The 13,111-nt window shown below is 54.6% G+C and carries 12 protein-coding genes; 1 reads left to right on the top strand and 11 read right to left on the bottom strand.

All coding sequences use genetic code 11. From position 1 onward, the window contains the following. Positions 1-66 precede the first annotated feature (66 nt). The 11 genes from AC3CHX_RS15820 to AC3CHX_RS15770 all read right to left on the bottom strand — a co-directional run bounded on the left by AC3CHX_RS15820 (position 67) and on the right by AC3CHX_RS15770 (position 11,515). The gene (locus AC3CHX_RS15820; RefSeq protein WP_488628997.1) at positions 67-546 is read right to left on the bottom strand and encodes a MarR family winged helix-turn-helix transcriptional regulator; all 480 of its coding nucleotides are present in this window, start codon (positions 544-546) and stop codon (positions 67-69) included. Positions 547-916: 370 nt separating this feature from the next. Further along, positions 917-2,629, bottom strand: a complete 1,713-nt coding sequence (locus AC3CHX_RS15815) for a PhoH family protein (protein ID WP_488628996.1) — start codon at positions 2,627-2,629, stop codon at positions 917-919. Between the two features lie 233 nt (positions 2,630-2,862). Beyond that, positions 2,863-3,312, bottom strand: coding sequence for a peroxiredoxin (locus AC3CHX_RS15810; RefSeq protein ID WP_488644839.1), 450 nt, complete (start codon positions 3,310-3,312; stop codon positions 2,863-2,865). A gap of 82 nt (positions 3,313-3,394) precedes the next feature. Further along, positions 3,395-4,339, bottom strand: a complete 945-nt coding sequence (locus AC3CHX_RS15805; RefSeq protein WP_488628995.1) for a polysaccharide deacetylase family protein — start codon at positions 4,337-4,339, stop codon at positions 3,395-3,397. Between the two features lie 141 nt (positions 4,340-4,480). Continuing rightward, the gene (locus AC3CHX_RS15800; protein WP_488628994.1) at positions 4,481-5,536 is read right to left on the bottom strand and encodes a bifunctional UDP-4-keto-pentose/UDP-xylose synthase; all 1,056 of its coding nucleotides are present in this window, start codon (positions 5,534-5,536) and stop codon (positions 4,481-4,483) included. Positions 5,537-5,665: 129 nt separating this feature from the next. Continuing rightward, positions 5,666-6,559 carry a formyltransferase gene (locus AC3CHX_RS15795; RefSeq protein WP_488628993.1) on the bottom strand — a complete coding sequence of 298 codons (894 nt, stop codon included), beginning with the start codon at positions 6,557-6,559 and terminating at the stop codon, positions 5,666-5,668. Further along, a complete protein-coding gene (locus tag AC3CHX_RS15790; protein ID WP_488628992.1) occupies positions 6,556-7,512 on the bottom strand; it encodes a glycosyltransferase in 957 nt (318 codons plus the stop codon). Before AC3CHX_RS15790 ends, AC3CHX_RS15795 begins: the two co-directional genes overlap by 4 nt. 15 nt (positions 7,513-7,527) lie before the next feature. Further along, on the bottom strand, positions 7,528-8,664 hold the full coding sequence (locus AC3CHX_RS15785) for a DegT/DnrJ/EryC1/StrS family aminotransferase (protein ID WP_488628991.1): 1,137 nt from the start codon (positions 8,662-8,664) through the stop codon (positions 7,528-7,530). Between the two features lie 288 nt (positions 8,665-8,952). Beyond that, positions 8,953-9,324: an EamA family transporter gene (locus AC3CHX_RS15780; RefSeq protein ID WP_488628990.1), complete on the bottom strand. Its 372-nt coding sequence runs from the start codon at positions 9,322-9,324 to the stop codon at positions 8,953-8,955. A 12-nt stretch (positions 9,325-9,336) separates the two neighbouring features. Beyond that, positions 9,337-11,106 (bottom strand): glycosyltransferase family 39 protein, encoded by a 1,770-nt coding sequence (locus AC3CHX_RS15775; protein WP_488628989.1) that lies wholly within the window; start codon positions 11,104-11,106, stop codon positions 9,337-9,339. Further along, entirely contained in the window at positions 11,099-11,515 is a 417-nt protein-coding gene (locus AC3CHX_RS15770; RefSeq protein ID WP_488628988.1) for an Mth938-like domain-containing protein, read from the bottom strand. Before AC3CHX_RS15770 ends, AC3CHX_RS15775 begins: the two co-directional genes overlap by 8 nt. Before the next feature lie 231 nt (positions 11,516-11,746). Between AC3CHX_RS15770 and AC3CHX_RS15765 the strand changes: the two genes are divergently transcribed. Then, the gene (locus AC3CHX_RS15765) at positions 11,747-12,976 is read left to right on the top strand and encodes a pyridoxal phosphate-dependent aminotransferase (protein WP_488644838.1); all 1,230 of its coding nucleotides are present in this window, start codon (positions 11,747-11,749) and stop codon (positions 12,974-12,976) included. The last annotated feature ends 135 nt before the right edge of the window (positions 12,977-13,111 follow it).

The following is a 13,111-nucleotide window of genomic DNA, read 5'->3' as shown; positions in this document are numbered from 1 at the left end:
GTGTGTTTAGAAAAGTGTTCCGTATGCGATTACAAGTACAAATGCAATGAAATTACTGTTGCCTGGTCACTTAGTTTTAGCTGCATGAGCTGGCGTGTTATTCGCCAGTACGCGACGCAGCATGGACTTCAGAAAGCCGATTTCTTCCGCAGTGAAATCTGCAAAATGCTGGTTCAGTACACCGCAGAAAACCGCAGGGACCTGTTTTGCCAGTTCGGCACCATCGTCGGTGAGGCATAGCTTCACCAGGCGTCGATCCTGTGAGCATGGCTCGCGCCGAATCAGTCCCCGTGCGCCAAGTCGATCGATCATGCGCTTCATGGAGGCTGCATCGCTGTAGGTTTCGCGGGCCAGATCGGCGGCAGTTGAATACTTGCCGGTGGAAAGCATCAATAGAATAGCTGCTTGCGCATGGGTGATGCCATACCCGGCCAGTGATTCGTCTGAGCTTTTCACCAGCATGGTACGTGTGCGTGCCAGTAAATAGCCGATGCTATCCTCGATTTGATAGCTATCAAGAGGAAAAAGGGGGGCTGAATTGCTCACAGGGTCGCTCACTTGGTTGCTTCAATAATCATTGCCTAGGCAAGAATATACATGAATTCGATCAAATTCGCAGTCTGTTGTTTAGGTAAAGACTTCAAATGTACGTGATCACCGCCGGTGGCAATGCTCTTGGTCCGGGTTAAGAGCTCGCGGTAGTTGTTTTATAACTTTGTTCAGACTGCGACTGAGAACGCATTTGAAGCGCTTTGGTTTAATAGGCTGAGCGATTGATTGGTGGGATCATCAGAGCCGTTGATGACATATCGATACCGAATAAAAAAGGGAGCGATTCAAATGAATCGCTCCCTTTTCAGTTTAAGTACGTCGCAGGACGAGTGTCCTGAATTACTAACCGACGCCCATAAAATTATTACAGCACGTCGCTCGCATGATCCGCCAGACGTGATCGTTCGCCGCGCGCCAACGTCACATGGCCACTGTGTGACCAGCCTTTGAATCGATCGACGACGTAGGTCAGGCCGCTGGAACCTTCGGTCAGATACGGCGTATCAATTTGCGCGATGTTGCCCAGGCAAATGATCTTGGTGCCGGGGCCGGCGCGCGTCACCAGGGTTTTGATTTGCTTAGGCGTCAGGTTTTGCGCCTCATCGATGATCAGGAACTTGTTGACGAAAGTACGCCCGCGCATGAAGTTGAGCGACTTGATCTTGATCCGTGAGCGAATCAGATCCTGGGTTGCCGCACGACCCCATTCACCGGCATCGGAATCGGACTTGTTGAGGACTTCGAGGTTGTCGTCGAAGGCGCCCATCCATGGCCCCATCTTCTCTTCTTCGGTACCGGGCAGGAAACCAATATCTTCGCCGACCGGCACCGTGACGCGGGTAACGATGATTTCGTTATAGGTTTTGGTTTCGAGTACTTGGGCCAAGCCTGCCGCCAACGCCAGCAGTGTCTTGCCGGTACCGGCCTGACCCAGCAAGGTCACGAAATCACATTCCGGGTTCATCAGCAAATTCAACGCGAAATTCTGTTCGCGGTTACGTGCGGTGACGCCCCACACGCTGTTTTTGGCGTGGGCATAGTCGCGCAGTGTTTGCAGTACAGCCGTTTTGCCGTTGATTTGCGTGACCTGGCCGTAGAATGCCGACTCACCGTTTTTCGGTTCGATGAACACGAACTGATTGACCAGCAGCGATGGCACCAACGGGCCGCTCAGACGGTAATAAGTGTAGCCGGTGCCGAGTTTGTTTTCTTGCCAGGACTCGATGCCTTTGCCGTGCTTGATCCAGAAATCATCCGGCAGTTGCTGGATGCCGGAATACAGCAGATCGGTATCTTCCAGCACATGGTCATTGAAATAATCTTCCGCGGGTAAACCCATGGCGCGGGCCTTGATGCGCATATTGATGTCTTTCGACACCAGCACCACCGCACGACCTGGTGTTTCAGTCTCAAGTGCACGGACCACCCCGAGAATCTGATTGTCCGCTTTGCCGACCGGCAAACCTTCGGGCAGCGCGCCGTTTTGCAGTTTGGTCTGGAAGAACAAGCGGCCTTTGGCATCCTTGTTGCCGAGTTTGGATAATGGAATGCCGTGGTCGATCTGCTCGTCGACCACATCGCCGACCAAGGCATCGAGCGAACGCGAAACCTGACGGGCATTGCGTGCGACTTCCGACATGCCTTTTTTATGGTTGTCGAGTTCTTCCAGTGTCACCATCGGCAGGTAAATGTCGTGTTCTTCAAAGCGGAACAGCGAGCTTGGGTCGTGCATCAATACGTTGGTGTCGAGCACGAACAATTTGGTGATGCCGGATTTGTCGGCCGCACGGCTAATGCTGGATTTAGGGCGGGCTTCTATGGATTTGGCGGTTTTATCGATGATTGCACGCGGGCTATCGTTTGGCGCCTTGTCGGCTTTGCGGCTTTCAACGGGACGTTTTTCTACTTGCTTGTTGCGTGCTTGCGGCGCTACTGTCGGGGTTGTTGTGCGCGCAGTGCGGGCGGTCGGCTCAACGATTGCAATGCGAGGCTTGACGGTTTTGCCAGCTTCCGCTTTTGGATAATCCTGAACGGAGAGTAGGGCAGCGGGTTTGGTCGGTAGTTTTGGTAGGGGCATAAAAACCTCGCTCTAGTGATGAAAAAATAGTTCGCTTTGGTAAAACACGAACCAGACCAACCGGTAAAACAAACGTAAAAACAACAAAAGGCGTCAGAAAACTACGAGTAGCTGTTTCGCGAATTGCGAAAATGGTCAAATCGCAAAGTAAAAAAGCCGTTTGAGAAGGCCAAAGACCTTATCCTCAAACGGCTTCCAGAAATAAGTTTTTTAGATTTCAATGACTTAGAAACTCAAGTAATGGTCTTCACAAAATCCAGTACTTCCGTGACGTGCCCAGGCACCTTCACTCCACGCCATTCTTTCACCAATATGCCGGCGCCGTCAATCACAAACGTACTGCGTTCGATACCGCGAACTTGTTTGCCGTACATGTTTTTCATCTTCATGACATTGAACATAGCACACAGCGTTTCGTCAGGATCGGAAATCAGGTCGAATGGCATGCCCAGTTTAGCTTTGAAGCCTTCATGCGAACGCACGCTGTCGCGGCTGATGCCGAATAAAAGCGTATTGTGCTGCTGGAACTCCGGATACAGGTCGCGAAACTGGATGCCTTCGGTCGTGCAGCCAGGCGTGTTGTCTTTTGGGTAAAAATACAGCACCAGATTTTTACCTTGATAATCGGACAGTGTAAAAGTCTGATCGCCAGTCATGGCTGCGGAGAAGTCTGGCACCGTCATGTTGATAATCGATGGTTGATCTGCCACTTTATTGTCCTGTTCCCTGAATGAAATTTATAAAATGATGGACAGTGAGATTGCATCAAACGCCGGGCTGCATGATCATGGCGCCGGATCGGCCCGGCAACTCGGCCCAGAGCAGCGGCACGGTTGGTAAGGCCTGATCTTTAATGTGCCGATAATAATCTTCCATAGCTACCAGATCGTAGCCTTGCGCACGCCATCCCTGTAGTAACTGCTCGAATATTGGGGCGAGTTTTTGCCCTTCAAGTTCTGCATGCAAGGTAAATACATGATCGCGTGGCGTTGCGGTCAATTTCAATAGGTGCGCCGCGATATTTGACGGATTCAATTCGACGCCATCAACACTGCGCCCGAGTAATTCGTCGAGTGTCGGTAAGGTGGTTGGCAACTGGATGCATGGCAGTGTTTTGCCGTTAACGCTTAACCGATGTGGGCCAGCCGCCCGGTTGGCCAATGTGCCGGAGTCCGTCAGCATGGCGCGACCATCCGACGAGTAGGCAATCCCGAACACTTCCAGTTGCTCGAACGCGTACGGATTCATTTGCCAGCCCGCCGCGCCGTGGGTGCTGGGCGCGACGCCAAAGATGCTTTCGAAGCGATCAAACGAACGCTGCATGGTGGCCTGCGTCCACGCCGCATCGCGCTGCCTTACATGGTCTTGCCAGACCCGATGATCCCAGGTGTGGATGCCGCATTCAAAGCCCGCTGCCTGTACCGCCTGCATGTAAGCGGCGCAGGTCTTGCCGATATCCGGCGCCGGCAGCAACACCCCGTACATCAGCGTTTTCAAACCGTAATGTTCGACTACCGAAGTGCGTGACACTTTTTTGAAAAATCCGGGCCGGAATACCTGTTTCAATGCCCATCCGGTATGGTCCGGGCCGAGTGAAAACAGGAAGGTCGCACGGGCCTGATATTTGTTCAGCAGGCGCACCAGGTTCGGTACTCCCTCACGGGTGCCGCGATAGGTGTCGGCGTCGATTTTCAGGGTGAGAAGCGGCAAGGTCGGTTTGATACTTGAGAGTGGACAGGCTGGCAGGGCGGATGTCCGCCGCCGTCAGAGTTGCAACTGCTACGTGCTGGTCATCGCATGTGACGCGCAAAGGGCGGACGGCAATGCGCTTCCACCCTTTGCGCTGCGCGCTTAATCCATCAATGCACGTGCTTCGGCGACCTGGCCGCGATACGCATCGAAAATATTGCGCAGTGTGTCGGCCATGTTGGTGGTTGGTTGCCAGTTCAGTTCACCGCAGGTATTGGTGATTTTCGGTACGCGATTCTGTACGTCCTGATAGCCCTTGCCGTAGTACGCAGCGGACGTGGTCTCGATCAGTTTGACTTTCTTCGCCGAGTCCGCGTATTCCGGATATTCCGCCGCCAGTTTCAACATCATCTCAGCCAGGTCGCGGATAGAGTAATTGTTGACCGGGTTGCCGATGTTGTAGATCTTGCCGCTGGCGATGCCGTCTTTGTTGGCGATGATCTTGATCAGCGCATCGATACCGTCGTCGACGTAGGTGAATGCACGTTTTTGCTGGCCGCCATCAACCAGCGAAATGTTTTCGCCGCGAACGATATGACCGAAGAATTGCGTGACGACGCGCGAACTACCTTCTTTTGGCGTGTGGATCGAATCCAGGCCGGCGCCGATCCAGTTGAATGGACGGAACAGGGTGAAGTTCAAGCCATCTTCCATGCCGTAACCCCAGATCACGCGGTCCATCAATTGCTTGGCGCAAGAGTAAATCCAGCGCGGCTTGTTGATTGGGCCGCAGATCAATTCCGATTCTTCCGGATCGAATTCTTCATCGTGGCACATCCCATAGACTTCAGATGTCGATGGGAACACCAGATGCTTGCCGTATTTTGCCGCCGAACGGACGATAGGCAGATTGGCTTCGAAATCCAATTCGAAGACGCGCAACGGTTTCTTGACGTAAGTCGATGGCGTCGCGATGGCGACCAGCGGCAGAATCACGTCACATTTCTTGACGTGGTATTCAACCCATTCCTTATTGATCGTGATGTCGCCTTCAAAGAAGTGCATGCGCGATTTGTAATCTTCGTTGTCGAGCAGGTCACGGATGCGGTCCGTCATCATGTCCATACCGTAGACGTGCCAGTCGGTGGTCTCCAGAATGCGTTTGGAGAGGTGGTGGCCGATGAAGCCGTTAACGCCGAGAATGAGGACTTTTTTCATAGTGGTATCTTGTTATTGGGTTATCACTGCGGCTTGTTATGTAGTCCGAGCCGGAGCATGGTGGTTTGAGACCCCGCGTCGACCACTTGTCGAACGGCGGGACGGCCAGGATGTTTGTCGAAGGTTTTGCTAAAGAATCGCCTGTAGCGCTTGTGGTGTCAGTGTTTTCCCGTTCGCCGACAAGCTGTTGATCAACAGCGCGCGGCCATCGCCGCACACGCCAAAAATGCAATTATCCACTACCGTCAGGCCGATAGGCAAATTTGGCAGCGCGATAGTTGATAAACGTGCATTTTCTATCACTAAAGCGGTGTCGCCCACCATCGTCCAGGCACCGGGATAGGGCGGCGCTACCGCACGATGCAGGTTATACACCGCCTGTGCCGATTGTTGCCAGTCTATCTTGCCGTCCTCTGGCCTGCGTCCGCCGAAATAACTGCCTTGCGCCAGATTGTTCGGCAGCTTCGGCGTTGCGCCAGCCAGCATCGCGGGCAGCACGTTCCACAATGTTTGCTCTGCTGCGACGACGACTTTACCGAATACTTCGTAGGCGGTGTCGTCGGGCAGAATGGGAACTGCGGTTTGCGCAACGATGGCGCCGGCATCGGGCTTGGCCGCCATCTCATGCAAGGTGGCGCCGGTTTCGGTTTCGCCGTGCAGGACCGCCCAGTTGATGGGGACCCGGCCGCGGTATTTCGGCAGCAACGAGCCGTGCATGTTGTAGGCGCCGTGTTTTGCCAGCGCCAGCAAATTCACCGGCAGCATGTGACGGTAATAGAAACTGAAAATGAAATCAGGTTGCAGCGCCGTGATGTGTGCCAGTAATTCAGGGCTGCCCGGATCTGCCGGTGTGACGACCGGAATGCCGTGTTCGCGACATACCGCAGCGACCGAGTCGAACCAGATGGTTTCCGCCGGATTGTCTTCGTGGCTGACCACCAGCGCAACTTCGACGCCACGCGCCAGCAACACCTTCAGGCAGCGCACGCCAACGTTGTGATACGCAAAGACCACGGCTTTCATGAGGCGTCCTTATCTTCGGCCGAGGATTGTTCCAGCATCGCCTGAATGACATACCGCGGGCGGGCTCGTACTTGCTGGTAAATCCTGCCGACGTATTCTCCGACCAGGCCGATGCCGAACAGAAGCACGCCCATCAGGAAGAAACTGATCGCGAACAGCGTGAAGACCCCCTGAACTTCCGCGCCCAACACGAAGCGTCGGATTACCAGCAAAACGAACAACGCCGCAGAAGCGAAAGCCAGGACGATACCGGCGAGCGAAAAGAACTGCAGCGGCACCAGCGAAAATCCGGTCACCAGATCGAAATTCAAACGGATCAGGCTGTATACCGAGTATTTCGATTCGCCGGCCGAGCGTTCCTCATGCTCCACCACGATCTCGGTCTGCTTGCGGGCGAAGGTGTATGCCAGCGCCGGGACGAAGGTGTTTACTTCCTTGCACTGATTGATCAGGTCGACCACATTGCGGCCATAGGCGCGCAGCATGTTGCCCTGATCCGTCATTTTGATGTGCGTGATCTTTTCGCGCAATCGGTTCATCGCCTTGGACGCGATGGTGCGCCAGGCCGAATCCTGACGCTCGCGACGGATCGAGCCGACGTAATCATAGCCTTCACGCATCTTGGCGACCAGATTGCCGATTTCTTCCGGTGGATTTTGCAGGTCGGCGTCGAGCGTCACAATAATTTTGCCGCGGCTCGCTTCAAAACCGGCCAGAATCGCCATGTGCTGGCCGAAATTGCCGTTGAACAGGAGCACCCGGGTGACATCCGGGCGTGCCCGGAACTGCTCGGCCAACACAGCCGCCGAGGTGTCGCGGCTACCGTCATTGATGAATATGATTTCGTAAGAGGTGCCGAGTGCATCGAGCGCCGGATACAGGCGATCGAATAGCTTGGCGAGGCTGGATTCTTCGTTATAAACGGGGATGACAACGGTGAGTTCTGGTTTCATGAATCGCTGGCAAATTTATTTAAGCACGGATTTTACCGCGTCCACCGCACGTTCGACATCCCCGCTTGTCATCGCATTGAACATCGGGAGTGTCACGATGAGCCGGCCGACCCGTTCCGAGACCGGAAACATGCCTTCTTTGAAGCCGCGTTTGCGATACATGCTGAACAGGTGTATCGGCGCATAGTGATAGCCGACACCGACGCCGTGCGCCTGCATTTGTTCCATGAACGTGGCGCGTGCCGGCTTACCGTCTGCCCGCTCCGGCAGGACTAGCTGAAACAGGTGCCAGTTACTGTTTTCGAAATCGGCGACCGGCAATTCAGCGCCGTATTTTTCGGTGAAGTCGCTGCCGAAACTGGCGAAGTAATGCTGCGCCAGCCGACGTCGATGGGCGGTGATGGCGTCGATGTGCGCAAACTGGCCGAGGCCAATCGCGGCGGCGACATCCGTCATGTTGAATTTGCCGCCCAGAAGATCCACATCGATTCCGTCGACGCCACTGCGGGTAACGCCTTGCAGACGATATTTTTCCGCCAGCCGCGCTTCCTCGGCGTTATTCAATACCAGGCAACCGCCTTCGGCAGAGGTGATGTTTTTGTTGGCCTGGAAGCTGAAGGAGACGAAGTCGCCAAACGAACCGATGCGCTGACCTTTCCAGCTTGAGCCGAGGGCTTGCGCCGCATCTTCCACCACGCGCAGATTGTGCTTGTTGGCGATCGCATACAGGCGCTCCATATCGACCGGCAAACCGGCCAGGTAGACCGGGATAATCGCTTTGGTGCGTGGTGTAATGGCAGCTTCCAGCTTGTCCAGATCGATATTGTGGGTCAGCGGATCAATATCGGCAAACACCGGTGTCGCACCGGTTTCAATAATGACGTTGGCGGTAGCGACCCATGAAATCGGCGTGGTAATGACTTCGTCGCCGGGACCGATGCCGGCGATCCGCAAAGCGATTTCCATGGTGCAGGTGCCGGAGTTGAAAGTGCGCACCGGACGACCGCCCATATATTCGGACAACTGGCTTTCAAAAGCCTGCACCCTGGGACCGCTGGTGATCCAGCCGGAACGCAGTACATCGCCAACTGCAGCGATGGTGTCTTCATCGATGGTGGGTTTGGAAAAAGGAAGGAATGGTTGTTGGCTCATAGTGAATTTGACCGAAGTATTTAAAATGTCGGAAGTGCTCGGTACTGCATGAATCGTGTGGCGAATCTACCCGGACTAGCTGGAGCGCGCGCTATATGCCAGATAGCGCGCGGACAGCCCGTATGCCGCTAGTGCAGTGTTGCACTTATCTTGCAGTATAAAAAGGCGTCTTTTCCGCCGACACTGCGTCAAAAATCCTCGCAATACTTCAGTATTGCTGCGGGTTTTTCCTTGTTTCGGCGAAAAATCCATCCTTTTTATATGCTGCAATCTGCGTGCAACACTACACTAGCTGCGCGTCAGCAGCACCACGCCGACGATAATCACGCCTATTCCCAGGATGCGTTGTGCCGAGATCGCTTCGCCCAGAAAGTACCAGGCGCCGATGGCGCTGACTATGTAACCCAGCGAAAGCAAAGGGTAGGCGATAGTCACATCCACCCGCGATAGTCCGATGATCCAGACGCCGACCGAGATGACATAGCAGGTCAGGCCGCCGAGGATAGGCAATTGCGTGGCCAGTTTGATGCCGGTGGCGAACCAGTTCGCGCTGGTCAGATGGATCGCGCCGACAGCGTTGGTGCCCGCCTTGAGCAATAATTGCGCCAATGCATTCAGGAACACACCGGTCAGGATAAAGCCAAAGGTAGTGAGAGTCATAGGGCTTGCTCCTTATTGTGCCGACGCTGAAGCAGCGCCAGCGGTGTCCGCAACCGGACCTGGTGAGGCGGGTTCCGGCGCAGCTTGTGCAACCGCTGCGTCAGGTTTCGCACCGGGCTTGCTCATCGCGTTGGTCACGACCACGCGCCGCGGATCCTGGGCGATGACGCGCATTGGCAAGCCGCGTTTTTCCAGCTCGACATAATTTTCAGGACGAATGACCGCAATATCCTTCTTGCCCGCGACGTGATCTGCGGTCCACTTGGTGGCAAACGCGTCTATCGTCGGGATCCACAACTGCGGTTCCTGCGTCAGGCCGAATTCCAGCTCATCCATGTGCTGCACCATGGTCATGGTACGCCGCAGGTAGAACGGCAATGCCTGCTCATATTTGCCGACCACGTAGAGCGGCGTTTCCGGCGTCAATTCAGCCTGGATCGCCGGCACCATGTCAACGCCGGCCGAGTAACGACCTTGCGGGTCGTGCCCATACATCAGCACCTGGCCGGAAACAAAACCGCTGGCAGCCAGCGCCACAATCGCCCATTCCCTTTGGCGGCGTGACAGCAACATGGCGGCGACGGCGCCGATACAACCGATGACGGAGGCGGCAAATACCCAGGGTACATGGGCCGCCATCAGCGGCAGCGAGTAAGCATCTTTTGCCAGCGTTGGAATCTTCCAGGCCAGCGCAACACCGAGCGCACTTGGTATCAGGAATAGCAAGGCCGAGGCATTGATCGCCTTGTTGGACGCTTTATCCAGATGACAGGCGATGAGTAGCGCCAACGACGGTAAGATCGGCAAAATATACGACGGCAGCTTCGAGTCCGAGATGCTGAAAAAGAAGAAAATGAACACTGACCAGATCAGCAACATTTTTTTCGGCTGGAAGCCGGACGCCGCGTTGCGCTCATGGGCGCCGTTCCACAGACTCTGGAAAAAGACGCCTAACCAAGGAATAATCCCGAGCAGCAAAATTGGCACGAAATAATAAGGCGGGCCATAACGATGATGGATCTTGCTGGTGAAGCGTTGAAAGTGTTCGTGGATAAAGAAAAAATACGGGAACTCCGGATTTTTCAATGAAATCAGCACAAACCAGGGTGCCGTAATGGCAAAGAACAGCAGCAGTCCCTTGATAACGTGCAAGCGCTTCCAGATCGCCCAGTCGCGTGAAAACAGGGTGTACAGAATCAGTACCGCACCCGGCAGGACGATGCCGATCAGTCCCTTCGACAATACCGCCAGCGCCATGCCGGCCCAGCACACCAGCATCCAGTTGCGTTGTTCGGAAGCGTTGGCATCGCTGCGCTGCGCCAGCAACAAGCCGCACAGCGAGAGCGTCATCATGCCGGCCAGCCCCATATCCAGCGTGTTGATGTGGCCCAGGCCCGCCCACAGGAAGCTTGAACCCAATACCAATGCGGCGAAGAAGCCGGTACGCTCCGAGAATACCCTGCGCCCGGTAAACGCCACCAGTACCACGCCCAGCAAACCGCACAAACCGGTCCACAAACGCGCCTGCCATTCACCCAGGCCAAACAGTTCGAAGGTCAGTGCATTCATCCAGGTTTGCAGTGGCGGCTTTTCAAAATACTTGATGCCATTCAGGCGCAATGTGATCCAGTCGCCGGTTGCCACCATTTCGCGGGCCATTTCAGCGTAGCGTCCTTCGTCGGTCGGCACCAGCGTACGCGCGCCCAGCATGTAGCACCAGATAATGCAAAACAGCAGGAACAGGACCCACACAAAGGTCTTGGATTTATGCAATTCACGCATCTTGAGCGGGTTCCTTAATAGTGGGGATCGGATCGACCATATCGAAAATCAATGCCAGCGCGACCTTGCGGCCTTCCGCCATCAGAATATTGTAAGTACGGCAAGCTGCCTGATTGTCCATGCACTCGACGCCGATGCGGCGCGCAGTCAGCATCGTGGTCAGTTTCGGATGGACAAAGCGCTGGCGCTTGCCGGTGCCGAGTATCACCACGTCGGGATCTGTGCTGGCGATATGGGCAAAGTGTTCAGGGTCCAGTCGCTCAAAGCTGCGGACCGGCCATGCCACGGGTGGCGTTTCCGGCAAGACCAGTAAACTGTATTCGAAACGGACCGTGTTGATTTCGACGCCATTGTCGTCGTAAGCGGTCACGGTTTGGTATTGTTGCGTCGGGGTGTGATGCAGCTTCATAGTCTAATTCTCCGCGTGATTGACTGCGATTAGATCGTTGTCGGCGCGCCAATTTCCGTAAAATGGAAAATAAAGTGCTGCATTGTAGCGTTTTCCGTCGGTAACGAACTGCTATTACATGATAATTCGATTGATAAAGCTTCACGCTTTCGGCAAAATGCTTAGTTCCGGCCAACTCTTTGCGCCGATTGAATAGATGTCTATATGGCATCAAATAACAAGGATTGCGCTGTGCGACCGATTCAAAAATCGAAAAAACTGGACGATGTCTGTTACGACATCCGTGGGCCTGTGCTTGAAAAAGCGCGGCAAATGGAAGAAGAAGGCCACAAGATCATCAAACTGAATATCGGCAATCTGGCCGTATTCGGTTTCGAGCCGCCGGATGAAATCGTCCAGGACATGATCCGCAACATGGGTAACGCCTCAGGCTATACGGATTCCAAGGGCATGTTCGCACCACGCAAGTCGGTGATGCATTACACCCAGCAAAAGAACATCCAGGGCGTCACCATCGATGATATCTATCTCGGCAACGGCGCCTCGGAACTGATTGTGATGAGCATGAACGCGTTGCTCAATACCGGTGACGAAGTACTGGTGCCGTCGCCCGATTATCCGTTGTGGACCGCTGCGGTCAGCCTATCCGGCGGGACGCCGCGCCATTACATCTGCGATGAGCGGGCCGACTGGTTCCCGGATATCGCCGACATCAAGAGCAAAATCAACGCCAATACGCGCGCGATCGTGGTGATTAACCCGAACAATCCGACCGGTGCCCTGTATCCGGATGCGCTGCTGCAGGAAATCGTCGATCTGGCGCGCGAGCATCAGCTGATCATCTTTGCGGATGAAATTTACGACAAGGTGTTGTACGACGGCCATACCCATACCTCGATTGCCTCGCTGGCGGACGATGTGCTGTTTATTACGTTTAATGGCTTGTCGAAAAATTACCGTTCATGCGGCTATCGGGCCGGCTGGATGGTAGTGTCAGGTGAGAAAAAACACGCCAAGAGTTATATCGAAGGCTTGAACATGCTGGCATCGATGCGTTTGTGCGCCAACGCACCGGGCCAATATGCGATTCAAACCGCGCTCGGCGGTTATCAAAGCATCAATGACCTGGTTGCGCCAAACGGACGCTTGACGCGTCAGCGCGATACGGCCTACAAGTTGCTCACCGATATCCCCGGCGTAACCTGCGTCAAGCCAAAAGCGGCGCTGTACATGTTTCCGCGTCTTGATCCGCACATGTATCCGATTGCCGACGATCAGGATTTTGCTTACCAGTTATTGGCGGAAGAGCGGGTTCTGATTGTGCAGGGCACAGGCTTCAACTGCCCGACACCAGATCATTTCCGCGTAGTGTTTCTGCCGAACACCGACGATCTGGCGGTATCGGTCGGTCGGATTGCACACTTCCTGGAGGGGTATCGCAAGCGCCACGGGAATGCATAAAAGCGGTTTTGGCTGAGGCAGGGAACAGGTTAACACGGTAATTTTTATTAATAGGCGGGCGACCAAGGCTTTGTTGTTCGCCGTGTCGAGGTGGCTTGAGTGTCATGTCGATATCAGCATTTTTTTACAGATAGT

This window comes from Glaciimonas sp. OK215, assembly GCF_057787885.1.
This window is presented reverse-complemented; position numbering and strand designations above follow the sequence as displayed.